This is a genomic window from Marinomonas algae (assembly GCF_047525555.1).
Taxonomy (GTDB): domain Bacteria; phylum Pseudomonadota; class Gammaproteobacteria; order Pseudomonadales; family Marinomonadaceae; genus Marinomonas.
This window is the reverse complement of sequence record NZ_JBLIXK010000010.1, coordinates 1-24,763: the sequence shown is the minus strand read 5'-3', so window position 1 is coordinate 24,763 and position 24,763 is coordinate 1. Positions and strand designations below refer to the sequence as shown.

General features: G+C 40.7%; 23 protein-coding genes. 20 read left to right on the top strand and 3 right to left on the bottom strand.

Going from position 1 to position 24,763, the window contains the following annotated elements; genetic code table 11:
• The first annotated feature begins 86 nt into the window (after nucleotides 1-86).
• From ACMUMQ_RS12685 to ACMUMQ_RS12675, 3 genes are read left to right on the top strand one after another with little or no spacing between them, the layout of a single operon-like run.
• Nucleotides 87-770: an ABC transporter ATP-binding protein gene (locus ACMUMQ_RS12685; RefSeq protein ID WP_414682358.1), complete on the top strand. Its 684-nt coding sequence runs from the start codon at nucleotides 87-89 to the stop codon at nucleotides 768-770.
• Nucleotides 767-3,226, top strand: a complete 2,460-nt coding sequence (locus tag ACMUMQ_RS12680) for an ABC transporter permease (RefSeq protein WP_414682357.1) — start codon at nucleotides 767-769, stop codon at nucleotides 3,224-3,226. Before ACMUMQ_RS12685 ends, ACMUMQ_RS12680 begins: the two co-directional genes overlap by 4 nt.
• A gap of 33 nt (nucleotides 3,227-3,259) precedes the next feature.
• Entirely contained in the window at nucleotides 3,260-5,605 is a 2,346-nt protein-coding gene (locus ACMUMQ_RS12675; RefSeq protein WP_414682356.1) for a DNA polymerase II, read from the top strand.
• Between the two features lie 26 nt (nucleotides 5,606-5,631).
• Here ACMUMQ_RS12675 and ACMUMQ_RS12670 read toward each other — a convergent pair whose 3' ends face one another.
• Nucleotides 5,632-6,417: a TatD family hydrolase gene (locus tag ACMUMQ_RS12670; protein ID WP_414682355.1), complete on the bottom strand. Its 786-nt coding sequence runs from the start codon at nucleotides 6,415-6,417 to the stop codon at nucleotides 5,632-5,634.
• Nucleotides 6,418-6,669: 252 nt separating this feature from the next.
• On the opposite strand from ACMUMQ_RS12670, the gene ACMUMQ_RS12665 reads away from it, so the two are divergent.
• From ACMUMQ_RS12665 to ACMUMQ_RS12640, 6 genes are all read left to right on the top strand, one after another.
• Entirely contained in the window at nucleotides 6,670-7,605 is a 936-nt protein-coding gene (locus ACMUMQ_RS12665; RefSeq protein WP_414682354.1) for a chemotaxis protein CheV, read from the top strand.
• A gap of 115 nt (nucleotides 7,606-7,720) precedes the next feature.
• Nucleotides 7,721-8,503, top strand: coding sequence for a TSUP family transporter (locus ACMUMQ_RS12660; protein WP_414682353.1), 783 nt, complete (start codon nucleotides 7,721-7,723; stop codon nucleotides 8,501-8,503).
• Between the two features lie 96 nt (nucleotides 8,504-8,599).
• A complete protein-coding gene (hemH, locus tag ACMUMQ_RS12655; protein ID WP_414682352.1) occupies nucleotides 8,600-9,592 on the top strand; it encodes a ferrochelatase in 993 nt (330 codons plus the stop codon).
• Between the two features lies 1 nt (nucleotide 9,593).
• Nucleotides 9,594-10,310, top strand: a complete 717-nt coding sequence (locus ACMUMQ_RS12650; protein ID WP_414682351.1) for an HAD family hydrolase — start codon at nucleotides 9,594-9,596, stop codon at nucleotides 10,308-10,310.
• Nucleotides 10,311-10,356: 46 nt separating this feature from the next.
• Nucleotides 10,357-10,701, top strand: coding sequence for a hypothetical protein (locus tag ACMUMQ_RS12645; RefSeq protein WP_414682350.1), 345 nt, complete (start codon nucleotides 10,357-10,359; stop codon nucleotides 10,699-10,701).
• A gap of 5 nt (nucleotides 10,702-10,706) precedes the next feature.
• A complete protein-coding gene (locus ACMUMQ_RS12640; protein ID WP_414682349.1) occupies nucleotides 10,707-11,219 on the top strand; it encodes a topoisomerase DNA-binding C4 zinc finger domain-containing protein in 513 nt (170 codons plus the stop codon).
• Nucleotide 11,220: 1 nt separating this feature from the next.
• On the opposite strand, the gene ACMUMQ_RS12635 is transcribed toward ACMUMQ_RS12640, so the two are convergent.
• Nucleotides 11,221-12,114, bottom strand: coding sequence for a TIGR01777 family oxidoreductase (locus ACMUMQ_RS12635; RefSeq protein WP_414682348.1), 894 nt, complete (start codon nucleotides 12,112-12,114; stop codon nucleotides 11,221-11,223).
• Between the two features lie 179 nt (nucleotides 12,115-12,293).
• Between ACMUMQ_RS12635 and ACMUMQ_RS12630 the strand changes: the two genes are divergently transcribed.
• From ACMUMQ_RS12630 to ACMUMQ_RS12600, 7 genes are read left to right on the top strand one after another with little or no spacing between them, the layout of a single operon-like run.
• Nucleotides 12,294-12,701 (top strand): sirohydrochlorin chelatase, encoded by a 408-nt coding sequence (locus ACMUMQ_RS12630; protein ID WP_414682347.1) that lies wholly within the window; start codon nucleotides 12,294-12,296, stop codon nucleotides 12,699-12,701.
• 38 nt (nucleotides 12,702-12,739) lie between these two features.
• A complete protein-coding gene (locus ACMUMQ_RS12625) occupies nucleotides 12,740-14,137 on the top strand; it encodes a Wadjet anti-phage system protein JetA family protein (RefSeq protein ID WP_414682346.1) in 1,398 nt (465 codons plus the stop codon).
• Complete coding sequence (locus ACMUMQ_RS12620) at nucleotides 14,130-14,774, top strand: DUF4194 domain-containing protein (RefSeq protein WP_414682345.1); 645 nt, start codon at nucleotides 14,130-14,132, stop codon at nucleotides 14,772-14,774. The genes ACMUMQ_RS12625 and ACMUMQ_RS12620 overlap by 8 nt, the downstream gene beginning before the upstream one ends.
• Nucleotides 14,775-14,783: 9 nt before the next feature.
• Nucleotides 14,784-18,203 carry an SbcC/MukB-like Walker B domain-containing protein gene (locus ACMUMQ_RS12615; RefSeq protein WP_414682344.1) on the top strand — a complete coding sequence of 1,140 codons (3,420 nt, stop codon included), beginning with the start codon at nucleotides 14,784-14,786 and terminating at the stop codon, nucleotides 18,201-18,203.
• A complete protein-coding gene (locus tag ACMUMQ_RS12610; RefSeq protein ID WP_414682343.1) occupies nucleotides 18,178-18,525 on the top strand; it encodes a BolA/IbaG family iron-sulfur metabolism protein in 348 nt (115 codons plus the stop codon). Before ACMUMQ_RS12615 ends, ACMUMQ_RS12610 begins: the two co-directional genes overlap by 26 nt.
• Before the next feature lie 21 nt (nucleotides 18,526-18,546).
• Nucleotides 18,547-18,849 (top strand): STAS domain-containing protein, encoded by a 303-nt coding sequence (locus tag ACMUMQ_RS12605; RefSeq protein WP_414682342.1) that lies wholly within the window; start codon nucleotides 18,547-18,549, stop codon nucleotides 18,847-18,849.
• Between the two features lie 12 nt (nucleotides 18,850-18,861).
• On the top strand, nucleotides 18,862-20,007 hold the full coding sequence (locus ACMUMQ_RS12600) for a SpoIIE family protein phosphatase (RefSeq protein WP_414682341.1): 1,146 nt from the start codon (nucleotides 18,862-18,864) through the stop codon (nucleotides 20,005-20,007).
• A gap of 43 nt (nucleotides 20,008-20,050) precedes the next feature.
• Here ACMUMQ_RS12600 and ACMUMQ_RS12595 read toward each other — a convergent pair whose 3' ends face one another.
• Nucleotides 20,051-20,692 carry a YecA/YgfB family protein gene (locus ACMUMQ_RS12595; protein WP_317003989.1) on the bottom strand — a complete coding sequence of 214 codons (642 nt, stop codon included), beginning with the start codon at nucleotides 20,690-20,692 and terminating at the stop codon, nucleotides 20,051-20,053.
• 95 nt (nucleotides 20,693-20,787) lie between these two features.
• Between ACMUMQ_RS12595 and ACMUMQ_RS12590 the strand changes: the two genes are divergently transcribed.
• The 4 genes from ACMUMQ_RS12590 to ACMUMQ_RS12575 all read left to right on the top strand — a co-directional run bounded on the left by ACMUMQ_RS12590 (nucleotide 20,788) and on the right by ACMUMQ_RS12575 (nucleotide 24,585).
• A complete protein-coding gene (locus ACMUMQ_RS12590; protein ID WP_414682340.1) occupies nucleotides 20,788-22,554 on the top strand; it encodes a RecQ family ATP-dependent DNA helicase in 1,767 nt (588 codons plus the stop codon).
• Nucleotides 22,545-23,057 (top strand): SprT family zinc-dependent metalloprotease, encoded by a 513-nt coding sequence (locus ACMUMQ_RS12585; protein ID WP_414682339.1) that lies wholly within the window; start codon nucleotides 22,545-22,547, stop codon nucleotides 23,055-23,057. The genes ACMUMQ_RS12590 and ACMUMQ_RS12585 overlap by 10 nt, the downstream gene beginning before the upstream one ends.
• 111 nt (nucleotides 23,058-23,168) lie before the next feature.
• Nucleotides 23,169-24,008 (top strand): tRNA 2-thiocytidine(32) synthetase TtcA, encoded by an 840-nt coding sequence (ttcA, locus tag ACMUMQ_RS12580; protein ID WP_414682338.1) that lies wholly within the window; start codon nucleotides 23,169-23,171, stop codon nucleotides 24,006-24,008.
• A gap of 10 nt (nucleotides 24,009-24,018) precedes the next feature.
• A complete protein-coding gene (locus ACMUMQ_RS12575; protein ID WP_414682337.1) occupies nucleotides 24,019-24,585 on the top strand; it encodes a YfaZ family outer membrane protein in 567 nt (188 codons plus the stop codon).
• Nucleotides 24,586-24,763: the final 178 nt, after the last annotated feature.

Below are 24,763 nucleotides of genomic sequence, written 5' to 3'. Positions count from 1 at the left end.
ATGAGCTAATGAAGAGAAATGTTATTGTACAGAGTAGTACGAAGTGTCTTTTTATAAACATATTAAACCTTATAGAGTGAAACAGCATGGCAAAGAGTACCGCGATTAAAGTTACTAATCTAACGCATACAGTAACTTCGAATACAGGGAATTTAACCATATTGAAAGGAATAAATATGGAAATTATGGAAGGTCAATCTGTGGCAATCGTAGGTTCTTCCGGCTCAGGTAAATCAACATTATTAGGATTGTTAGCAGGTTTGGATGTGAATACATCAGGAGACATCACTCTTTACGATCAACCTTTCTCTGACCAAAGCGAAGAAAACCGAGCATTAATACGTGGGCAGTATGTTGGTTTTGTCTTTCAATCCTTCCATCTTTTGCCTAGTTTGCAGGCAATAGAAAACGTCATGTTGCCAGCAGAATTGAAAGGTGACAAAGACGCTCGTAAGAAAGCAGAAGCCTTGTTAGAGAAAGTAGGCTTGTCTCACCGATTAACTCATTATCCAAATCAATTATCGGGCGGTGAGCAACAGCGTGTAGCCATTGCAAGAGCCTTTGCTTCCCAACCTAAAATCCTGTTCGCGGATGAACCAACAGGGAACCTTGATGAAGAAAACGGCAATCTGATTATTGAGCTCTTGTTTGATTTAAACAAATCACAGGGAACCACTCTGGTGATGGTAACTCACGATAATGAGCTTGCGAAAATGTGCGACCGTCAATTGGTCATGTCTGCGGGTCAGCTTACGGAAAAATCGCTATGAGTTTTACGTTTCGTTTGATGTTAAGAGACATCCGAAGTGGGGATTTAATCACACTTCTCATGGCGCTTATTATTTCAGTGAGCACGGTCACCTCAATTGGGCTTTTCATTGATCGTCTGCAACTTTCTTTTGAGCAAGAATCTGCTAACCTTTTGGCGGCCGATCGTTTAATTCGATCAGATGAGCTTATTTCAGATGAATGGAAGCAGGAAGCTCGGAGCTTATCGTTAGAGCAAGCTGAGCGAACTTCTTTTACTACCATGATGTTCGCTAAAGACTCCCTCCAATTATCTCAACTTAGTGCGGTGAGTGATAATTATCCGCTACGAGGCGCTTATCTTGTTGATGACACCTTGTTCGGTACAGGAAAGAGTACAGCAGATTCCCCTAAGCAAGGCGAAGTTTGGGTATCATCCAGACTCGCTAGTTTGCTAAACATCAGCATTGGTGATGAAGTAGAAGTAGGCGAAGCTTCATTAACCGTTTCCAATTATCTCGTAAGGGATCCAGGCTCAAGCACATCCGCTTTCGCTATCTCCCCGCGTGCAGTAATGAATATACAAGACCTTGCTGCTACCAATGTTATTATTCCAGGCAGCCGCGTTCGTTATTCGTTATTGCTAGCTGGCGACAGAGAAGCTTTATCAGAATACGAAGAATGGGTTAAACCACAACTTGAAGACGGACAGCGTTGGCAAACTCCTGCTCAGCGTGGCGAACGTATTGGCGACACTATTGGTCGTGCAGAATCTTTCTTATTGCTTGCCGGTACGTTAGCCGTTGTTATGTCGGGTGTTGCCATGGCGCTTGCTTCTGCTCGTTTTGTTAAACGCCACCTCATGCAAGTTGCGATCTTAAAAACACTTGGCGCCACGCCGAAATTATTAACGCGAATATTTGCTCAGCAATTATTCGCCTTGTTAATTGTTGGGGCGCTTATTGGTCTTGGACTTGGTTGGGGAATACAGGAGATTATCGTTTCCTTGTTATCTAGCTTGGTTTCAACCAGTTTGCCTGCGCCTTCTGTCGATCGTTTGTGGTTAGGTGCCGCAACTGGTTTTATTTCCATGTTGGTATTTTGTTTGCCACTTATGATGAGACTAATAAAAATCTCGCCATTATCCGTGCTGCAACCCAATGCCAAAATTGAACAAAACACCTTGTTTGTTTATGTCATTGGTTTTATTGGTATGTATGGTTTGATGTGCCTTTATACCAATGGTATTTTGCTGCCAAGCATTATGACGGTAGTGATTGCTGGCATTAGTTTGTTAGTGGCTGGAATTGGTTGGTTGGCTTTCAGGCTAGGGCGCTCGCTTACTTCTGGTGCAACCAGTGGTTGGCAAATTGGCTTGGCTTCTTTGTATCGCCGCTTAGTTCCAAATTTGTTTCAGCTTCTGGTTTTCACTCTAATTATCATGCTGACTCTGATCTTGATCGGAATTAAATCAAGTTTGATTGCCGATTGGCAGCAACAGTTACCAGAAGACGCTCCGAATCATTATTTGTTTAATGTTCAAGCCAACCAAATCGAGCAAATCAATAATGAGACAACTCAGCTTAATGTTGAGAAATCTGACTGGTACCCTATGGTTCGTGGCCGCGTTACTGCGGTTAATGAAGACTTGGTTCAAGACCTTTATCCAGAAGCTCGAGGTGAGCCAGAATTATTTGAGCGTGAGTTAAATCTCACTTGGTCTGATACGCTTGGTGAAGGGAATGAATTAGTGGCTGGCGATTTCAGTGCAGAAGGTTTATCTGTTGAGCAGGAAGCGGCTAAAGAAGCGAACCTTTCCCTTGGGGATGAATTAACCATCAACATTGGTGGTAATGTTGTTACCTTGCCGATTACGTCTGTTCGCACGGTTGATTGGGGTTCTATGCAGCCTAACTTCTATCTCATTTTACCTAAAAGTGCTTTAGAAGATTATCCAGCGAACTTTGTGAGCAGTTTATTTATTAGCGATGAGTCTGCTCAGCCTTTCTATCGTGCGATGTCACAATTCCCAACCGTGTCTATTTTAAACGTAGGCGATATCTTGAAGCAGATACAAACGATCATCGGACAGCTATCTCAAGCAATCCAATTGGTTTTACTTTGTATTCTGAGTGCTGGCGCTTTGGTTTTGCTCGCCAGTGTGCGATCCACATTGGAAGAAAGGTTGGAAGAAGGCGCATTACTTCGAGTGTTGGGTGCGAAAAGTTCATTGGTAAGACAAGCCTTGTTTGTTGAGTTTGGTGCGCTTGGCTTTTTCTCTGGATTGATAGCTGCCATTGGCGCTGAGGCTTGTTTATATGGATTACAGGTGTTTGTATTTAACACCGCTCCAAGTTTCCATTTGTCTTTGTGGCTATTTGGCCCATTAATCGGTGTTGGGGTGATTTCAACCATTGGTATATTTGCCAGCAGGACTGTGTTAAAAGTGCCGCCCATGCTTTTATTACGTGGGTTATAATTAGGTACTTTTTCATTAATCTGGGTTGTTTGAATGTTTGTAGAAAAGCATGGCTATATCGTCAGCCGCCATACTCGCGAAGTAGGCGGCCAGATAGAAATGAGCCTCTTTATTAAAACACCGGAAGGAACCGTTAAGGTCCTACCGGACAAGCAACAAAGTGTTTTTTTCACTGATGCACCATTCGATAGTCTTCCTAATGACGTTGCTGGGGTTCAATGTACTGAATCCCAGTTTCGATCTTTTGATAACGCTCCCGTTACTATTATTCAAAGCCATAGTCTGACTATCCACCAGCAAATGGTGAGCTTAGTAAAGCGCAACGATTATTCCGTTTTTGAAGAAGACATTAAAGCCCATAATCGCTATTTAATGGAACGCAATATCCGAGGCTCTGTTCGGTTTATCGGTGTTCCCGATGCGGCGAATCAAGTCTATCGCCAAGCCAAAATCATTGCAGGTGATTGGCGCCCAGATTGGAAGGTTTGGTCCTTGGATATTGAAACCTCAGTTTCCACGAATACCTTGCTATCCATTGGTATTACCGCAAAAGACCAACGCATCGCCTTCGTTGTCACAAAAAAACCTGTTGATACCGAGTTGGTTCATACTTTTTCCGACGAAAAAAGTTTGCTATTGGCCTTTATGCGATATGTGAGAACCCATTCTCCCGATGTTTTTATTGGTTGGAATTTAATTGGCTTTGATTTGCAGTTTATTGACCAACGCTGTCAGATATTAGGGATTCGACCAGCATTTGGCGTAAATGGTGAAAGCTGGAACATTCGATCGTCTGATAATCAGGGGCGATATTTTATTAGTATTCCGGGGCGAGTAGCGTTAGACGGCATCACTTTACTAAAAGTGGGCGGCTATCATTTTGAGTCATACAGTCTAAATAATGTCAGTAAAGAAATTTTAGACGACGGCAAGCTATTGCATGGTGGTGATCGTTGGCAAGAAATAGAACGCCTACACAAAGAAGACTTAAACGCTTTTGTTGCTTACAACCTGCAAGATTGTGATTTGGTTCTCAGAATCTTTGAAAAACTCAAATTAATTGAGCTACAACAAACTCGTGTTGACCTAACGGGGATTCCTTTAGAACAACCGGGCGGCTCTGTTGCTTCGTTTGAAAACCTTTATTTGCCACGTTTACATAAAGCTGGTTTTGTCGCTCCGGCTTGGCGTGATGAGGACTTTGTGCCCAGTCCTGGTGGCTTTGTGATGTCTTCAATTCCAGGGCTTTATAAGAATGTCTTGGTGTTTGATTTTAAAAGTCTGTATCCAAGTATTGTTCGCACCTTTCATATTGATCCATTAGCGCGGGTCTCTGCCCAACACGAGGGAAACAAAGGATTAAATGCAAGCAATAGCCGATTTGTTCCCGGTTTTTTGGGCGCGAGCTTTGACAGAGAAAAAGCCATTCTGCCAGACCTTATCTCTGAGCTTGCTCAAGCAAGGGAAGAAGCCAAAAGAACTCATAATGAGATTTTAAGTTACGCTATTAAAATCATAATGAACTCTTTTTATGGCGTTTTAGGCTCTAACGTTTGTCGTTTTTATCATGCTGAATTAGCCAGCTCTATTACCATGCGCGGCCATGAGTTGTTAGCAAGAACCAAAGCCTGGATTGAAGAGCGTGGCGCTAAAGTGATTTATGGCGATACAGATTCTTTATTTGTGACGTTAAATGATACGCAGGTTGACCCGCAATTATTTGGTGAGCAGCTTTGTGCAGACATGAACTCATGTTTGCAGCAATGGTGCAGTGACTACGCTCAGTTAGACTCTTATTTAGAGCTCGAATTCGAACAAGTTTATGACCGCTTCTTTATGCCGACAATTCGAGGCCAAGAAGAAGGCAGTAAGAAGCGTTACGCTGGACGTTCAAAAGGGAAATTGGTCTTTAAAGGATTGGAAGCCGCCAGAAGTGACTGGACGCCATTGGCGAGACAGTTTCAGCGAACCTTGTTTGAAAAAATATTTAACGATGAAAACCCCATTCCGTACATTCAAGACACGATTGAAAAGTTAAGAGCAGGGCAGTATGACGAGTTTTTGGTGTACAGCAAGCAGTTGAGCCGACCTTTGTCTTCTTATACCAAGAACAAACCGCCTCACGTCCGAGCTGCAGCGATTATTGATCAAAAGCGGGCTGAGCTTGGACAACCGCTTGAGTATGATAAAGGACGGAAGCGAGTCTACTATGTGTACCAGACAACCGGCGTGATTCCCTATGAAACCACAGATGATTTAGTACATTTAGATTATGAGCATTACATAGAGAAGCAAATTGAGCCAATCGCTGAGAGCATCCTGCCGTTCTTCCATACTAATATGGAAAGCATTCTTTCTCAGCAAATCTCACTTTTGTAGCTTTTACTGTTAGCAGCCACAAAAACTCATGTACTTTTAAGCTCAATGCCAAAGACAGTCTCGGTATTTTTATTAGTATTTAAGGTTAACTCTTCTAATGTTATACCTTTTAAACGAGCAACTTCCATGGCAACCCAAGGCAAGTATTTTGGGTGATTTTTCTTAGGTCTTGGTCGAATATTCCTTGGTAGCAAATAAGGTGCATCGGTTTCGATTAACAATTTGTCTAATGGAATATGTGGTACTGAAGCCTGTAAGTCAGCACCTCGACGCTCGTCGCATACCCAACCAGTAATGCCAATATAAAGTCCTAAATCTAGATAATTATTCAGCTCTTCTTGGTTGCCTGTAAAACAATGGATTATCGACTTCTTTGCCAACTCTGGATGTCGCCTAAGTCGTTCAAGCATTTCTGTATGAGCATCTCTTTCATGCAAATAAAGCGGTAAATTATGTTCGAGTGCCAATTCGATCTGCTCATCAAAAGCATAAAACTGTTCATCTTGTGTAGAGTAATTACGGTTGAAATCGAGCCCTGTTTCTCCAATGGCGATAGGCTTTGCTGTTTGGATAAGCTTGGAGAAATCCGCTTTACTGCTTTTGCTCCAGGTTTTTGCTTGATGAGGATGGCAACCAAGGGTGTTCCAAATTTTAGTGTGTTCTTGCCCTAGTTTTTGTACTAATTTGCTTTCGTCTAAATCTGATGCAATACAAATCATGCCGTTAACGCCAACTTCTCGCATTTCAGTTAGGGTCTGCTCTAGGTTATCCAGAAGAAAGCTATGGTTAATATTGACGCCGATATCGATCATAAATTACTCGTCTTATTGCGTTGTGTTTTTAAAGTGGAATTCAGTGTTACGAAATAGAGCAAAATAGGCTCGCATTTCTTGTAGATTGAGGTGATAAAAAATAAATAAGTGTTAAGCTTTAAGAGTTTAAGCTATTTGGTAAGACACTAAACACCTGTTTTGTCGCAAAAAAATACTGTAACTCATAGCTGAATGCAATATCATGGTTATAATGGATCTAAGCATCATTTAGAAAAACGTTTGGAGTAAAATATGGCGAGCATGTTAGAAGCTGTAGACCAAAGAACCAAGTTGGTAGGCGAAAACCGATTGGAACTGCTTATGTTCCGTCTTGGTGGAATGCAAATGTTTGCAATCAACGTATTTAAGGTTCAAGAAGTAGTACAACTTCCTAGGCTCAATCTTATGCCTCATAGACACCCTTCAGTTGCGGGTGTTACTCATTTTCGAGGCAGAACCATTCCTGTTATTGATTTATCTGAGTCTATTGGTATGAAGCCGATAGACCGCACTAAGCCATCTAATCTGATCGTTACAGAGTACAACAATACAGTACAAGGTTTTATGGTAGGTGATGTTGATCGCATTATTAACATGAACTGGAATGAAATCTTACCACCACCAGATGGAACAGGCCGTCAACATTATTTAACAGCCATTACTCGAGTTAATGAGCGTATTGTTGAGATTATTGATGTTGAGAAAGTCTTGGCTGAAATTGCACCATACGATAGTACTGTCAGCGATGATGTTATTGATGAAGACTTACTTTCTCTTGCTAAAGGCTTAGAAGTATTAGTAGTTGATGATTCCTCTGTTGGTTTGGCTCAATGTCAATCTACTCTGGATTTCATGGGGATCAAGGTTCATACGGCTACAGACGGTAAACGAGGCCTCGAGAAGCTCAAGAAATGGGCTGATAGTGGCGAAATCGTTCCAGAAAAACTTTTGATGATGATCACTGACGCAGAAATGCCTGAAATGGATGGTTATCGTCTGACAAGAGAAGTGCGTGAAGATCCACGTTTAAAAGACCTTCATATTGTTCTTCATACTTCTTTAAGTGGTAGTTTTAATAAGGCAATGGTTCAGAAGGTGGGTTGTGATGACTTCTTATCTAAGTTTCAGCCTGATAAGTTAGCAACCTTAATTCAAGAAAGGATTCGCAGCGTCGTATACCGCGATTAGTGTCTTTCTTTGAATCATTAGAAAAGCAGACTTTTGTCTGCTTTTTTTATTTTTGTTCAAATCGTTTGGAATGTGTTTAAGCTGAGCTTGCTGTTTTATGATACTAGAATGGTGTTTGTTATTAGTTTTAATTGGTTCTGGAGCGGGTGCTGTTAGCAGCCTTATTCGATGTGCTCCTGCTCTTATTGCTTTGCCTTCTTTTTATTTCTTTCTCCCTTTGTTTGATGTTTCCTTTGAAGATGTAATGCTGCCAGTGATTGCCACTTGCCTCGTTGCCTTTATTCCGGCTCATTTACATGCTTGGATTCGAGCGATGCAAAAAGGGCAGGTGGATTTTCAGCACATGATTAACTTCGCTCCCGGTTTCGCGATGGGCGGCATAATCGGGGCTCAGTTATTATCTCTGATCAACTTCGTGACCTTTAATGTATTTTTTCTCTTGGTCGCTATCTTCGCAATCTTACTTATGATCTTCACTTTGCGGTCGATCCAAATTGCCCCTCGCCAAATGAATAGAGTCGCTAACATTCCTATTGGTTTAGGTTTTGGTGTGATTTCGCTACTCGCTGGCAACTGTGGTCGAGTGATGGGGCAGCTTCTTCATATGAGTAGTGATAATCCTGAAAAGAACATTGAAGGCACCATTCTAGGTTTTGCCATTTTTACCTCTATTGCTGCCATGGTGGGCTTTATTTACCCAGCCCAGCCTTTTAATCAATTTGGTTTATCTGGTTTTGTAGGAGCCATTCATTTGCCCTCATTCGCTGTGTTGGCAATTAGCTATTGGTTTTTCCACTGGTTTTGTTACAAGCGAGGAAATAACTTAGACAGAGTGGTCTTATACATCAGTACTATCGTATTCCTTATGTGTTCACTGGTTCGAATGTGGATGAGTTGAGTACTAAGTTTTTTCAATATCACCTCTGTTTTTATAGTTTATAATGGCAAACATGATGCTATTGCTGAATCGAAATAATTGAATGAAAGGTATGACATGAGCAAAACGAGTAACTATGGCGTATTGATGATTAATTTAGGGACGCCAGATGCGCCAACAACGCCAGAAGTACGCCGTTTCTTAAAGGCGTTTTTATCTGACCCGCGAGTAGTTGACTTAAACCCTTTACTTTGGAAACCAATCTTAAACCTAATTATTTTGACTTTGCGTCCGCCTAAAGTAGCTAAGGTTTATCAACAAGTTTGGATGGAAGAGGGTTCACCATTACTGGTGCTAAGTGACCGTTTAAAAGAAAACCTTAAAACAGCTTTGTTGCAAAAAACAGGACAATCAGTTCCTGTTGAACTGGCAATGACTTACGGCAATCCGAGCGTGGATAGCGCAGCTCAAAAATTAAGAGAACAAGGCGTAGACAATATTTTAGTCTTGCCAATGTATCCTCAGTTCTCCGCTACAACAACAGCAGCGGCTTATGATCGGTTAATGTCTTCCTTAAAGCGCTGTCCTCATTGGCCATCGTTACAACTAATCCATGATTATGCGGATCACCCTTTATACATTGAGGCTTTAGCGAATTCAGTTAAGGCTCAATGGAGCAAACAAGGTGAACGACGTCACTTGGTGTTTTCATACCACGGCATTCCAAAGCGTTACGTAACAAATGGCGACCCTTACGCTCGTCGCTGTGAAACGACCAGTAAGCTGGTGGCGGAAAGATTAGGGCTTGAAGACAGTGAGTGGACTCATGTTTATCAATCTCGATTTGGTCGTGAAGAGTGGCTGAAGCCTTATGCCGATGCAACTTTAACAGCCTTGCCATCGATGGGGACCAAGCGAATCAATGTGATCAGTCCTGCGTTTTCAATTGATTGTATTGAAACCCTAGAAGAAGTCTCTTTAGAATTAGGCGAAATCTTCGAAACCAATGGCGGTCAGGCTTTTGACTATATTCCTGCTTTGAATGAGTCTCCAGATCAAGTCGCTTTATACATGGACTTAATTGAAAAAAACACACAACAATGGACATGAAATGACCGTAATAAATAGCAATATAAACACCATTGCTTTTGATGCCGACGATACACTTTGGCGCAATGAAGACATCTTTATTCATGCTCAGGACGAGTTTATTAAACTGCTTTTGCCTTATCATGAAGAAAGCTACATTCGCTCTCACTTGGCAGAAATCCAAGTCAGTAACTTAGAAAACTTTGGTTATGGCGTGAAAGGTTTTACGCTTTCTATGATTGAAACCGCGATTGAATTAACCGAAGGTCGAGTGTCTGGCAGTGAGATACATGAAATCATACAACTGGCCAAATGCATGTTGGCATCGCCTGTCGAGTTACTTCCGAACATCGAAGCCGTGCTTCAAGAGTTGAAAGGAAAGTTTAAGTTACTTGTGATCACAAAAGGCGATCTTCTTGATCAAGAAAGTAAACTGGCCCGCTCTGGCATTGCTGATTATTTCGATATCATCGAAGTAGTAAGTGAAAAAACGGAAGAAGCGTACCGTCAGATATTAGAGCGACACAAAATTTCGACTGAGCAATTTTTAATGGTAGGGAATTCGTTGAAGTCAGATATTTTACCTATTCTGGATTTAGGTGCTCAAGCTGTTCATATTCCTTATCACAGTACCTGGGAGCATGAGCAAGTTGCGGAAGATACTTTGTCAAATTATCCGCAATTACAAAGCTTGGAAGGCGTGAATGAACTTTCTGATTGGTTGAAAACATTAAAGTAGTCGCTGCAAAACTAAAATGAGCAGCTTTTTAAAAGTGAAGGTTATTATGAAAACAATCAAAATCATCTGTATTTCTCTTGTTTTTCTTTCGTCTGTTGCTCATGCAGAAGAAACAATGTGGGAAAAAGTGAAAAGCGGTGCTTCAAGCTTATGGGAAAAGACAAAGAGCACTTCTTCTGAGGTAGCGGATGGAGTTTCCGATAAAGCCTCTGAGTTAAGTGACGAAATACCAGACGAAACAAAAGAAGCGGGTAAAGCGGCACTGGATGCAATGAAGGAAATTGGAACTGCTGCAGCGGAAGGTGCACGTAACGGTGCCGCTAAAATCAAAGAAATAGTGGACGAAAACTGTAAAGAAGATAATGTCCTTTGTTTTAAGGACAAAGAGTAATATCTGTGCGGAATGATGATGAGAAACAACCATACAAAGTCACAAACTGGGAGCAAGAATTCCTAGAGCAAAGTGACGCACATATCAAAGCCGCTAAAGTTCGTTATCGATGCCCTAAATGTGAAAGCCTGTTGGTGTTGAAACAAGGTAGCAAAGGGGAGTTTTGGGGGTGTGAGTCTTATCCAAGTTGTGACTACACCGCCAATAACGAAGATGGAAAACCGGTTAGGGCGAAACGCTATTTGTGCCCCTCCTGTCATTCTCCATTACGAAGAAAAACCTTTAAAGACAATGTCTTCTGGGGGTGCTCAAACTACCCTGATTGCAAAGTAACAGTCGAAGACGATAAAGGCGTACCATCCAGCACAAAGAAGTATCCTTGTAGATCTTGTGGCCATTACCTGATTAGAAAAAAAAGTAAAAACGGTTACTTTTGGGGCTGTATTCAATATCCCAAATGCACCAACACTTTAAATGACGACAAAGGCTTGCCCGTTCTGCGTAAGAAGTCTGTGTAAGCTACGAGCTGGCCTGATATTTTTCCTCAATATCTTTTAATGCTTTGTCTAAGTGGCTGAATTCAAATTTAAAGCCTTTCTGCTCTAATCTATAAGGTGTAATTTTTGCACCCTCTGTTAGTAGACTCGCCATTTCACCCAAGAGCAAAGTCATTAGCCATTTTGGCGTCGGTATAAAAGCAGGGCGTTTAAGAGACTGTCCATAATTTAAAGCAAAGGATTTTTGATCTGTGAATTGCGGTGCCACAAGATTGTAAATGCCGTTATAACTAGAGTCTGTCATTGCTTCCATGATGGCTTTTAAAACATCGTCAATATGAATCCAAGACAGCCATTGCTTTCCTCCTGCGATTGGGCCGCCTAAACCAAGCTTGAAAGGAAGGCGCATTTTATCCAGTGCGCCGCCAAGCCCAAGAACCACACCTAAACGAAAGATTACGACACTGGTTGCGGTGCTTGAAAATTGCAAAGCAGCATTTTCCCATGCTTTGCATAAGTCATGAGTAAAACTTGGAGTTGGAGTGGTGTTCTCATCATAAATGCCGGTACTTGTTGTTCCATAGAAACCAATGGCAGACATAGAGATAACCCGTTTTGGCGGGTGTTTGAGATTTTTTCGTATTTCTTCTGTCAAATCTACTCGGCTTGAATAAAGAACCTGCTTTCGTTTTTTAGTCCAAGGTTTAGCGGCAATATTTTCGCCTGCAAGATTAATGAACACATCAAATTCAACGTCTATCGAATTTAATCTATCAATCGTAACTTGCTCTATACCTGAATCGATATCCGATTTTTCCTTTCTAACTAATGCGTAAATCTTGTGATTATTTTCTAGTAATCGCTGACGCAAAACGCGTCCGATAAATCCCGTTGCGCCAGATAATAGAATTACCATTGTGTCCATTCTCCATCGATGGTTTTTCTAAATTTATACGGATAAAAAACGAAATAAGATCAATGCTTTCTCGATTTTTTTAGCCGAACATGAATATTGGCTATTTTTTGTCAAAATCATTCAATAGATTTGCAGGTTTTTTTATCTGCACCTTCTTTTTCTGCAATAGGATGGCTAAAATGAATTGTCAAAAAACTTTAGGTATCAGAATGCTACGCAAAGAATACGATCACATCATACTTCTTGCACATGGAAGTCCTGACCCTCTTTGGAAAGAACCGTTTGAATCATTATATTCACAAATCAGCCAAATGTACGGTGCAGACAACTCCAGCTTAGCCTACATGGAACTGACGACCCCGACATTGGAAGATGCTGTTGCAGCATTAAGCAGTAATGTGAAACGAGTAGCGGTATTACCACTTTTTTTGGCCGTTGGTCGTCATTTAAGAAAAGACGTTCCTTCTCAAATTGAAGCTTTGCAGCGCAGTGATTTAGAGATCAAATTGCTTCCTCCTATTGGCGAAGATACCTTGGTCCAAAACGCTATTCAAACGGCCATTGCTCAGCATTTGGGTAAGGCTTAGTATGTTGAGACTTTTAATTGATTCATGGAGTCGAATTAATGTTATTTAAACATCTTCCTGATGAGATTTTTCAGGCATTAAGTGGCTCAAATAGGGCGTTAATTGAAGCGGTTTTAACCGATCTTGCTGAAATTTTCTACGATCATGCAGAAGATCCAATTAAAGATAAATCAACTATCATTGAATCAATTGAAGATACATTACACAAAGTAGATACCTTCTCATGGCACGATGAACAAAAAGAGTCTTTTGATTCACCAAAAACCATCCACGATTATGCGTTAAGAATTTATCACAGACTGGTAAATACCGGTTGGTTGGTTGAAGAGCAAGAACTCTATCGTGTCAGCGTTTTAATGACACCTCAAATTTCAATGCTTTTGCGGTCACTGGTTGAAATCAGTCGTCATGGCAAGCGCAATTACGGTGCTACGGTTTTAAGTATTTTAAGTAACTTAGAATCCGTTACCAAATATCCTAAAGAGCGTGGTGTGACTTTACGCCAATCGGCTGAAGCATCTCGTGATTTCTCTGCGCACCTTAACCAAATATTATTGGGTATCAGAAGCCTTCAGAAAGAGCTTTTTGCAAGCCGCGACCCTAAAACCATTGTCGCTGGTTTCTTTGATTTGTTTGTCGAAGGCATTTTAATTGCCGACTACAAAACCATTAAGACAAGTAACAACCCGTTTCGCTTCCGTCGTCAGATTCTAGAATTGACTCAGGACTTTTTATCGAACCCTGAAACGATGGATCAGGTTGCGCAATGTTATGCCGATCAGCAATTAATCAGCATGGCAGAAGCGGAAGTCATGGTTGAAAAAGATTGCCGAGATATTATTCAAACATTCACGAATATCGAGCAACGCTTAGAGAGAATTGACGAATACCGTTATCGCTTAGAAAAACGAGCGGCAGATACGGCACGCTACATGGACAGCTCTCGACCTGGTATGGCGAACAAAATTTCTGGCATCATTTCAGACGTTGCCAAATTCGAGACATTACCCGTTTTGAAAAACGTGGTGGGTGCTCGTTTTGTTGGAATGGCTTCGGCCGCACAACCAACAAAGCGTCGAGAGCCACCACCGCCAAGAGTGATGACGCCAGCTGAAGTGTCGGCTGATGCGATCAAAATTCGTGATCAACAGCGACGCTTCCATGAGGCACGTCAAGTTACAGTGCCTAAGATGCAAACTTATTTAGAAAAACAAATGGCTACGGCAGATACTAAACATATTCTTGAGTTTACGATCGAGTCCGTTGAAGACTTCGTTTGTTTTGATCATTTGCGTTACATAGGGTCACTCGGTGTGAGCGCGAAAAAGCTAGAAGACTTATTTGAAATACACTTCACCAACGAGTATTTGGATGTACATGAATTCGTTGAATGTCGCGAATTTAAAGTGGTACGTAGGAGTAAAGCGAATGCTTAAAGAATTAAAAAAGGTTGTTGAAGAGTCTGGGAAAGACGCCCAAGAGTTTCAACAAACAGCGAATTTTGTTTTGGCGAACCAATTTGCGAGCGCATATAAGCATGGGCAGCGAAAACATTATTTATTGCTAGAAGCGTATCAAGAGTATTTTGATCGCTTGTTTGATGCCTTAGGTATGAAGCTTTACATCAATGAAAATGAGCGTTTGGCTGGTGTATTACCTGTTCAGCGCGAAGCTTTTGTTCGATTGAAAACCGAAGAAACGCTGTTTTTATTGGTACTTCGTCAAATATACGAAGAGAAGATTGAAAACTTCGAAGTCGATAATGGTTTTGTCGCAACCAATACTCATACGATCTTAGACCGCTTTGTTCAACTAGTTAAACGTGAAATCCCAAGTGAAACTCGCTTTAAAGAAATATTGGCTTTATTTAGTCGCCATGGTGTTTTGATCCGTGGTAAATCCTATGAAGACGACAGTAAAAATCAAATGATTAATATCACGCCTGTTGTGCGATTGATCGTGACAGAAGCCTATTTGAGACAGTTAGAATCATTTAACGGTGCGGATCCAGATGAAGACGATATCGACTCGGATTCTGATTTTGAAACAACACAAGATACAAACCAAGAATAGGGCCTAAATATGAAAAAGCTAAATCGAATCGTATTAGTGAATTGGTACCTACTTGGTGCAGAAGAGATCGAGATTCGCGGCAACACCGCTATCATTGGGCCGACAGGTTCCGGTAAGTCTTCTTTGCTTGATGCTATTCAAACTGTGTTAACTGGCGCAAGTAAACGCCATTTAAACTATAACGCCAGCGCCAATGACGGTAAGGCAAGTGGTCGAAGCATTCGCTCCTATATTTTGGGTATGATTGACTCAGGCCAAGCCAATGCAAAGGTATTCGGTACACAACCAAGACAAGATGCGACTTGTTATCTTGCCCTTGTTTTTGAAGACAGCATCACAGGAAAAGAGTCCAGTGTTGGCTTGGCGTTGAGTGCTTCTCTTGCTTCACCAGAAGAAGATATTCTAGGGCGTTTTGTATTGCCAAATTATGGCGCAAGAAAAACTGATTTCATTGATGTAGTGGAAGGGAAAAGTTACAAAGCGAAGCCTTGGATTGAAGTACGTGAATCAATTAAAAAGATTTGCCTTGATCCATACATTAAATCAGGCAGTGCATCGGCAACTCAGTACATTAATCGCTACCTTGAAGAGTTAAGCCCTAGTTCAGAGCAGCTGATTACGCTCGACTCCTTCTTAAAGAATTTCAAAAACGCATTGAAATTTGTGCCAATTGCGTCACCAACACGTTTTGTGCAGGATTTTGTTCTAGCAGAAGCGCCTCTTCAAGTGGGTGCTTACCAAAAATCCTTGAACGAATATCGTCAGTTAGAAGCCAAAACTTTGGAAGTTTCTAAGCGTATTGATGATTTAAAATTAATTCAGCAAGATTGCGATAAGAAACATCAACAAGAACAAAGTGCGATCAATTACCAATGGATTGCAACCGAAGCACGTTTTGATGAACTTGGCAGTAAACAAGACGAAATCCAAGATCAGTATGAGTTACAAAAAGAACGTGAAGAAGAGATTGAAGAAGAGTTAACAACTCAAGCGAGTCTGTTAAAGCAGCTGCAGAGTCAGTTACTTCGATTTGAGCAACAATACGAACACTCTGATGTTGGTTTAAAACTGCAGCAATTGGAGCAAAATAAAAAATTGCTCGTTTTGCAGGGCCAGCAAGATCAGAAAGCCGTTTTACAAGCCCGTCAATTAACCTTGTTATTATCTTCGCTTACGGCGTTCAAAGATGTCTTATCGAAAGAGGCAATTGCTCTAATAGACGAATTTGCTTCATTTGAGGGGCTGATCTCAGAGAACGGAAAAATAGAAGGTAACTTAAAACCTCTCACGCAAAAGTTAAGCTATCTGAATGCCATTTTGGATAAAGAAAAGTCGCTTGTGTTTGGTCAAAGGTCTGAGCTAAACCGCACGATTTTGAACTTGAAAGATGAGTGCAAGCAGTTAGAGTCGGATGTTTCTTCTCTTAAAGGTGGCGTTAGTCCACTTTCTCAAAATACCAAACGCCTTATTGCCTTGCTAAAAGATGCCAATATCACAGCAACGCCTTTGAGCCATTTAGCAGAAGTCACAGACAGAAAGTGGCAAGATGCGATCGAAGGGTATTTGGGGGCTCAGCGTGAAGCATTGATTGTGGAACCTGAAGACGCAGAAGAGTCTATTCGTATCTTCCGTGCTCACCGTCGCCAATTAATGGGGTGTCGTGTTGTTGATACAACGCAAACCCGTTTATGGTTAAGCCGTGGCGATAGAAATTCAACATTGCGTTTTATACGCTGCAATAATGATCATGCTCAGGCTTATTTAAATCGTCGATTAGGTGGCATTAAACCCGTTGATACAGAGCGTGAGTTGTTAAGAGAAGACAGCGCCATGACAGCCGACGGTATGTTGAAGTTGGCGGGTACGATTTCTACTATACGTTCTGTTCCTCATATGATGGTCGGCATAAACACAGAAGGCATGCGCGATTCTCGTGAAAAGCAACTCGCCACGTTAAGTTCAGAACTCATGAGCTTTTTGAAAGCAGACCAGCGACTTGAGCAAGCGGATTCCTTACTTGGTCGCGTTATGGCGAACAACCAGTTTGATGTGGAAAGCTTGGGTAATGCGGGACATAGCATTACTCGAATGAACCAAGAACTAGAAGCCATTGAAGCGGAAATTGAACAGCTTCAAAAGCATGATGATACTGATCTTCAAGAACGTATTGATGAGCTAAAAGAGCGCATTGCGGTCATCGAATTAGAGCAGAAAAAACTGGATCGAGAACGTCAGCAAATTTCTGAACAGTTTGGTGCGTTAAACTCTCAGAAGAGCCAATTGAGCTCTGCGCTGTCAGCGTTAGATGAAGAGCGTAATCGCCTGACTTCTCATCCTAACTACGACGCTGAGTTTGCGAGTGAGCGTTATTCGTTACTAGAAAGCAGTATGGTAAGCGGTGCAGCTATCTATAAAGAAGCGATTAGTCGAGCTGAAAAAGCCAATGAGAAAGCCCGCAGTTTTGATCAGAAAGTGCGAAAAGAAGTGGCTGATCATTATGCAAAATATCATCAAGCGAATCTTGATAATGACACTCAGCTGGATTACTTAGAGTCTAAGTTTGAAGAGTTTGAGCATTATGTTTCTTATCAAATAGATATTCTTAGTGAAACAGAATTAGCCAAATACGCTAAGCGTGCAGAATTAGCTCGTCGAGAAGCAGAAGAAACCTTCCGTTCCGATTATGTGTCTAAATTGAAAGACTCTTTGGATCAAGTAGCACACATTATACGTGAGTTAAATGGCAGCCTTAAACGCCGCCCATTTAACCAGGAAGTTTATCAGTTCCGCTACTATCCAAATGGTGATATGAAAGACATTCTTGATCTTGTTGAGCGTTTTAGCACACAAGACCAAGCTAATGTAGGTGGATTGTTTGACCCTAAAATGAGTGATGATCCTGAGCATGCTCGTGCGATATCAGCTATTCAAGAGTTGATTTCAGACGAAGAGAAGCAGCAGGATTTAGCGGATTACCGTAAGTTCTATAACTTTGAAGTCGATATATTAGACTTGGAAGGTAACAAGAAGACCACCTTAAGCCAGCGTATTCAGACCGGTTCTGGTGGTGAGCACCAAATCCCATTCTATTTGGCGATTGCGGCTGCTTTGTCTACGACTTATCGATTGCATGAAACAATGGAAGGTGAAATCGTCGGTGGCTTCTCTTTGGCTATGTTCGATGAAGCTTTCAACAAAATCGATATGGTTAAAACATCCACTTGTATGGGCTTTATGAAAGATATTGGTTTACAGGTGATTGCCGCAGCTCCAGATGATAAACGAGCTGTAATGGCTGCGAATATGGACACGATTATCAGTGTATGGCGAGAAGGCGGTGCCGTTTCAATTGATGTTGCTTACCCTAAAGAAAAAGGGCAGATTCTCTTAAACGGTCAATCTGATGATACCTTGCTCACCAGCGCGTAATAGAGAAATAGATAGCATGATAATACAGTCACAAATTGACCAGTCCATTAGAGACAACTTCGATGTTTATCATATGACTCTCGAAAATGAGAGTTATATGCATAATGTACCGGAAGGGAGCGAATCTCACTTTAAGCTTGTTTTAGTAAGTAATGCATTTGAAGGGAAGCGATTGGTTCAGCGTCACCAGTTTATTTATGGTACCTTGCAAGCTGAAATGACAAAAATCCATGCGCTTGCAATGCATCTTTATACAGTCAGTGAATGGGAGGAGCGTCAATCTGTTGCTCCAATGTCTCCAAAATGCCACGGAGGGGAATAGGGCGAATAGCCCTAGTATTTTATGAGTATTTCAGTTCACACAAATGATTCTGTAGAAACAGTGACGATTACCATAGTCGGCAGTTTTGATTTCTCTTTATTTAACGAGTTTAGAGACGCTTACTCGAATTTAGGTAAAGTCTATAAAAGTTACATTATTGATATGAGCATGGTCGAATATTTGGACAGTGCTGCATTAGGTATGTTGTTAAGTATGCGAAATTCGATTGATGCAGAAAGCAGCATTGTGTTGAAAGGTGCAAATGACTTTATCAAGAATATTTTAATGATTTCCCGCTTTGATAAGCGCTTTGATATTCATTAAGGGCTAAGCACGATGAAATTATTATGCGTAGACAGTGAACCCGTTTATCGTGAAATTGTTTCTTTATGTGCTGAAAAGTTAGATATTCAAGTGAAGTCAGTTGCTACTTATGAAGAAGCAATTGACGCCTTTTCAACATACGCTCCAGATATAATCACGCTTGATATTATCTTAAAAGGTGGGAGCGGCTTTGATCTAATTCAGCAGTTAAAGCAAATGGCAGGAAGCCGCTTTATCCCTATTATTGTGCTCGCTTCTCATACCTCTGACATCATGATGGATAAGTGTTTTCAGGTTGGTGCCGACGATTTCCTTTCTAAGCCTTTCAATGAAGTTTTGTTCAACATTCGCTTTAAAACTCATATGCGTCATGTTGAGTTGATGAAGGAAATGTACCGCAAAAACAGAACGCTTACTTATTTCCAAAAAGTTATTGAACGTGAACATGAAATGGCTCATCAGGTCTTGAACCATATTCAGATGAGAAGTGAGAAGAACTCAGAGCATCTTGCCATTACGCGATTATCAGCTGCTATTTTTAATGGTGATTTGGCCTTAGTTAAGACTCGCTCAGATGATGCTCGATTGGTCTTTGTCGGCGATTTTACAGGTCATGGTTTACCCGCTTCCATTGGTGCCTTACCTGTCATGCAAGCTTTTTTTGACGCAGTCGAAAACCTAACAAGTGTTAGCGAGTTAGGGCTACGTATTAATCAAATACTTCTAGGTATTCTTCCCGACTACATGTTTTGTGCGGGATATCTGATGCTTATTTCCCCGAATGGTGAGATTCAATATTGGGGTGGTGGAATGCCTAATGCGCTTATAAGACGGGCGACAGGTGAAATACAGCCATTAACCTCTATTCACATGCCCTTAGGTGTGTTGCCTTCTTCTGAGTTTGAGTCCATTTTACAAAACGAGAAACTGGACCAAGGTGACACTCTGGTTATCTTGTCGGATGGTGTTTTGGAATTAAAAAATCATCAAAGCCTAATGTTAGGCGAAGAAGAAGTGAATAAACTCATCATAGAGTCTTATGGTGAAGAGGACCTAGTTGAAGCACAAAAGAAAGTTGAAAAGAGACTGGTTGATCATTTAGGTGAATCGGAGCAGTTCGACGATATTACTTTGGTATCACTAAGAAGAGCCCACTAAATAAGACAATATTATTTGGTGGGCTCAACCTCGCTATATCTTATTACTTTTTATTGTTGTGCTTTTTACCTTTATTACCTTTTGGCTTCGGTGACGCTTTTGGAAATGGGCGTTTTTCCGGCTCAGTTCGAAGTACAAGAAATAAGTCTGTCACTACCTCAGGAATTTGTGCGATGCATGAGCTTGTGAGCTTTTCACTGGCGCGTATTTGGGAAACTTCCTCATCATCAAAAAGATCTGACGCTACCATTACTGGCAATAATAATTCTGCGACCACTTCCTCTTTTTCTGACTCAAACCAATGGGATTCAGTCATAAATACGCCTTCCATAAACCCAGAGGCCCATTCTTGTAATTCACTCAATTCGTCTGGCGTTGACCCCATTTCAAGTTCGCATGGAACTAAAAAGCCATCTTCTGACTCAAGCTCTTTCTGAATGTCTAAATACAAACGGGATAGATATTGGGTAATTTGCTTCTCTTCTTTCTCATTCTGAAACTGAGGCGTGTCTTCAAATACAACTGGAAGCCATTTGTCTTCAGTAAGATTGGCAGGACAAATAGCCAAAGCGGTCAAAAAGCCATGTGCCATAACAAAGTTTTGACATTCCTCATGAACTTGATCCGATTCCAAAAAGTTTTCTAATGTTTCTAATTCAAGATCATCAAGAGGTTGGTGTGCCATGTAATTCATTCCTAATACAGATTAAGTGTTTGATTCTAGCGAAAAGAAGCAGAAAAATCGATGCAGAAAACTCAGAGTTAAGAGATAATTCGATAATGAATTTAAAGATGCAAACCCTTTCTCGCTTAGGCTATAACGAATTCCGACCATTGCAGGAGCAGGCCATTGATGCCTTGTGTTCAGGGCAAGACGTATTGCTTGCCGCTCCTACTGGCGGCGGTAAATCCTTGGTCTATCAAGCGGCAGGGTTAATGCGAAAAGGCGTGGCTGTAATTATTAGCCCTTTGTTGTCACTTATGTCACAACAAGTTGAAGCACTGAATAAAAAAGGGATTCAAGCCAGGTTTTTAAATTCAACCTTAAATCCAGGTGAGCAAGACGATTTAATTTGGGCACTACGACATAACCACATTGATTTATTGTACTTATCGCCCGAAAAACTCGTTCAGCCATCTGTAATAGGCTTTCTACATAGCTTTGATATTTCTTTATTCGCGATTGATGAAGCCCATTGTATTTCTCAGTGGGGTGGCTCTTTTAGGCCTGAATACAGTCAACTTGGTCAGCTAAAGGCGGACTTTTCAGATGTCCCTTTAATCGCCTTAACAGGAACAGTGGATAATAAAACCATTGGGAGTATTCAAGAGTCATTGCAGCTTAATGACTGCCTAGTTCTGAAAAATAGTTTTGACCGCTCTAATATTCACCTCCATATCGCTCAGAAAAGAAAATCTAAGCAGCAAATTCTTTACTTTCTTCATCATGAAGTGCCGGGAGAAACCGGTATTATTTATTGTCGTTCCAGAAAGAAAACAGAAGAGCTTTCAGAATGGTTAAATCATCTAGGTTTTTCTAGTTTAAGTTATCATGCTGCAATGGCAGAAGAATCTAAAGAAAGGAATCATCAAACCTTCGCCACGCAACACGGTACTATCATGGTGGCGACGACAGCATATGGTATGGGAATCGATATTTCTCATGTTCGTTTTGTTATTCATTTAGATTTACCTAACAGTCCAGAAGCGTATTTTCAGGAGGTTGGCCGTGCTGGACGTGATGGTAAGCCTGCAAAAGCACTACTTCTCTATGGTTTGCAAGATATGTTACAGGCCCAACAGCTAATATCGCAGCAAACGTATGTGTCTGAAAATGAAAAACAAAGCTTGGCGGCTTTATTTCAGCTGTTAGAAGCCAGAGGCTGTAGAAGGCAAAATATTTTATCTCATTTCGATGAAGACTCTGATGCCTGCGGTCATTGTGATCGATGCCTTTCCTCTAAGTCAGAACAAAACATGACCATTGCTTGCCAAAAAATGTTGTCATTGATTTACCACACCAAAGGTCTGCAAAGTTTCTCTGTTTTGATTGGTATTTTGTTAGGTAAAACAAATAAATCTACGGATGCGGCAAATGCTAAATCATTAAGCGTTTTTGGCAAAGGCAAAGAACTTACAGAAACCCAATGGAAATCTGTGATTCGCCATTTGATTGCCTATGAATTCATATCATTAGGACAGTCTCAAGTATTTACTGTACATATTAATGAAAAAGCGCGTGATATTTTGAAAGGTAACACCCAAATAATTCTACCTAGTGAGCATTATTATCCGACTTTAAACGAAGTAGAGTTAGGTGCTGATCATCTACGTTGGCATAAGGTACTTGCTTGGAAACAAGGTCAAGATACTTTCGATTTGAGCGACTCTCAGCTCAGACTCATCTGCACACATAAACCAAAAACGGTAGCATCTTTAAGTCGTTTAACGGGACTTTCTAAAGAGCGAGTGTCGAGATTTGCCGATTCCCTTATTGATATTATTCATCAAGAGGAGGCTGAAAAAGATAATGCCTTATGTCCTTAAACTCTGAAAACCTTCATGCATTGAATGCTGTCATTGAGGAAATGAACCGCTGCTTTGATAAAGCAGATCATTTTTTCAATCATCATTTTAAGCGTCCTAGCTGTAACCTTAAGCAAAGGGGGAGAGCGGCAGGTACGGCGCATCTCCAAAAAAACGAAGTACGTTTCAATTATTTCATGTATTCCCAAAATCCTACTGAGTTTCTAGATACAGTAGTCCCTCATGAAGTAGCTCACATTATTGTGTTTCAAATATATGGGAGCACGGTCAGACCCCATGGCAAAGAGTGGCAAGCAGTTATGTTAAAAGTATTTGGTATTCAGCCAAGCCGGACACACACTTTTGACGTTCCTACACCTAAGGTAAGTTATGAATACATATGTAAATGCAGTAAGCATCAATTTACACAGCGTCGTCATAATCAAGTTGAAAAAGGCACGGAATACATCTGTAAAATCTGTAAATCCAAATTAGAGTTTAAAAGTCCATCTGTTCAATGCTAGGTTTGCCTTAGGAAGTAGGATTTTTCATGCACTTTTGCTTATGTCTTTCATTTTTAATGCGAAAAAACTATTGTTATAGTAGAATCATGGCGTTTTATTTGCAGTGTATATATGATGGATTTATCGACTAAACCTAAAGAAAAGCTCGAGCTTAACAAGCTCCAAAAACGCCTTCGCAGGCTGACAGGTCAGGCTATTGCTGATTTCAATATGATTGAAGATGGCGATAAAGTTATGGTGTGTTTGTCTGGCGGTAAAGACTCTTATACTATGCTTGAGATCCTTCGAAATCTTCAAGCCAGTGCGCCGATCAACTTTAGTATTGTTGCGGTCAATTTAGATCAAAAACAACCTGGCTTTCCAGAGCATATACTACCTGCTTATCTAGAAGAGGTTGGTGTAGATTTCCATATTCTAGAACGAGATACTTATAGTATTGTTAAAGAGATTGTCCCTGAAGGTAAGACTACATGTGGTCTGTGCTCTCGTTTAAGACGAGGATCACTGTATGGTTTTGCTGAAGAAATTGGTGCAACCAAAATCGCACTTGGCCACCACAGAGATGACATTCTTGAAACTTTATTCTTAAACATGTTTTTTGGCGGCAAACTCAAATCTATGCCACCAAAGTTACTCAGTGATGATGGAAAACATGTTGTTATAAGACCACTTGCTTATTGCAAAGAAAAGGATATTGAAGCCTTTTCAATAATGAAAGAATACCCAATTATCCCATGTAACCTTTGTGGCTCTCAGGAAAACTTACAACGACAAGTTGTGAAAGACATGCTTCAACAATGGGAAAAAGAATACCCAGGCAGAACAGATTCAATGTTCACAGCCATGCAGAATGTTGTGCCATCACATATGGCAGACACTGAATTATTTGACTTTAAAGGTTTGAAAAAAGCTGAAGACGCTATGAACCGCTTAAACATTATTTCTCTATAGGATGATAGAAATGAATCTTACATATAAAACTCTATTATTAACTGTCGGCCTTTTAGGTGGTTCATTTGTTCATGCCTCAACGGCTGGTGTGAGTTTGACTAATGAAACCATTAAAGGTGATGTTAATTTAGATATGGGGTCTTTTGGTGTTAATGCTGGTGTTACCAATGATACAGAAACAAATAGTTCTTCAGCACATGTAGGACTAACTGTTCAAGACTCTGGAGGTAATGGCCCTTTAGAAACAGGCTTAGGTGTCAGACTCAACGTAATAGATGCAGACCTTAATGATGATGACAATGAGTTCTCTGTAGCTCTTAGTTTAGGAGGATGGTACAGATATACTTTACAACAAGCTAATAGATTGAGTATTTATGGATCTTTATATTACGCACCAGAGGTCTTATCTTTTTCAAATTTAAATCATACTTATACATATGACTTTCGACTTGAATATTTAACAATGCGTAACGCTCGTGCTTATATTAGCTATGCAAACACTGTTATTATTTATGATGATGAAACCCGTAAAGAAATTAATAAAGGATTTTCGGTTGGTGCTACAGTCGACTTTTAAATGAGTTAATTTCTGAGCAATAAAAAAGGTGGCTCTAGCCACCTTTTTTATTGCTCAGTGACCCGTCCTAAATAAGGTTGTCACTTTTCAATACTTCAATTGGAGAGTGCAATGACTACAACACCTAAGCGTACACAGAGAGACTATTCCTTCGCCTTTAAATTGGCAGTTGTTGATC

What these genes read in the sequence shown, in the direction of transcription:
- ACMUMQ_RS12610 (WP_414682343.1), top strand. Translation starts at nt 18,178, where the DNA reads ATGATACCTTGCTCACCAGCGCGTAATAGAGAAATAGATAGCATGATA.
- ACMUMQ_RS12645 (WP_414682350.1), top strand. Translation starts at nt 10,357, where the DNA reads ATGAAAACAATCAAAATCATCTGTATTTCTCTTGTTTTTCTTTCGTCT.
- ACMUMQ_RS12615 (WP_414682344.1), top strand. Translation starts at nt 14,784, where the DNA reads ATGAAAAAGCTAAATCGAATCGTATTAGTGAATTGGTACCTACTTGGT.
- ACMUMQ_RS12575 (WP_414682337.1), top strand. Translation starts at nt 24,019, where the DNA reads ATGAATCTTACATATAAAACTCTATTATTAACTGTCGGCCTTTTAGGT.
- ACMUMQ_RS12665 (WP_414682354.1), top strand. Translation starts at nt 6,670, where the DNA reads ATGGCGAGCATGTTAGAAGCTGTAGACCAAAGAACCAAGTTGGTAGGC.
- ACMUMQ_RS12680 (WP_414682357.1), top strand. Translation starts at nt 767, where the DNA reads ATGAGTTTTACGTTTCGTTTGATGTTAAGAGACATCCGAAGTGGGGAT.
- ACMUMQ_RS12585 (WP_414682339.1), top strand. Translation starts at nt 22,545, where the DNA reads ATGTCCTTAAACTCTGAAAACCTTCATGCATTGAATGCTGTCATTGAG.
- ACMUMQ_RS12650 (WP_414682351.1), top strand. Translation starts at nt 9,594, where the DNA reads ATGACCGTAATAAATAGCAATATAAACACCATTGCTTTTGATGCCGAC.
- ACMUMQ_RS12620 (WP_414682345.1), top strand. Translation starts at nt 14,130, where the DNA reads ATGCTTAAAGAATTAAAAAAGGTTGTTGAAGAGTCTGGGAAAGACGCC.
- ACMUMQ_RS12635 (WP_414682348.1), bottom strand. Translation starts at nt 12,114, where the DNA reads ATGGTAATTCTATTATCTGGCGCAACGGGATTTATCGGACGCGTTTTG.
- ttcA (WP_414682338.1), top strand. Translation starts at nt 23,169, where the DNA reads ATGATGGATTTATCGACTAAACCTAAAGAAAAGCTCGAGCTTAACAAG.
- ACMUMQ_RS12675 (WP_414682356.1), top strand. Translation starts at nt 3,260, where the DNA reads ATGTTTGTAGAAAAGCATGGCTATATCGTCAGCCGCCATACTCGCGAA.
- ACMUMQ_RS12590 (WP_414682340.1), top strand. Translation starts at nt 20,788, where the DNA reads ATGAATTTAAAGATGCAAACCCTTTCTCGCTTAGGCTATAACGAATTC.
- ACMUMQ_RS12685 (WP_414682358.1), top strand. Translation starts at nt 87, where the DNA reads ATGGCAAAGAGTACCGCGATTAAAGTTACTAATCTAACGCATACAGTA.
- hemH (WP_414682352.1), top strand. Translation starts at nt 8,600, where the DNA reads ATGAGCAAAACGAGTAACTATGGCGTATTGATGATTAATTTAGGGACG.
- ACMUMQ_RS12625 (WP_414682346.1), top strand. Translation starts at nt 12,740, where the DNA reads ATGTTATTTAAACATCTTCCTGATGAGATTTTTCAGGCATTAAGTGGC.
- ACMUMQ_RS12600 (WP_414682341.1), top strand. Translation starts at nt 18,862, where the DNA reads ATGAAATTATTATGCGTAGACAGTGAACCCGTTTATCGTGAAATTGTT.
- ACMUMQ_RS12605 (WP_414682342.1), top strand. Translation starts at nt 18,547, where the DNA reads ATGAGTATTTCAGTTCACACAAATGATTCTGTAGAAACAGTGACGATT.
- ACMUMQ_RS12670 (WP_414682355.1), bottom strand. Translation starts at nt 6,417, where the DNA reads ATGATCGATATCGGCGTCAATATTAACCATAGCTTTCTTCTGGATAAC.
- ACMUMQ_RS12595 (WP_317003989.1), bottom strand. Translation starts at nt 20,692, where the DNA reads ATGGCACACCAACCTCTTGATGATCTTGAATTAGAAACATTAGAAAAC.
- ACMUMQ_RS12630 (WP_414682347.1), top strand. Translation starts at nt 12,294, where the DNA reads ATGAATTGTCAAAAAACTTTAGGTATCAGAATGCTACGCAAAGAATAC.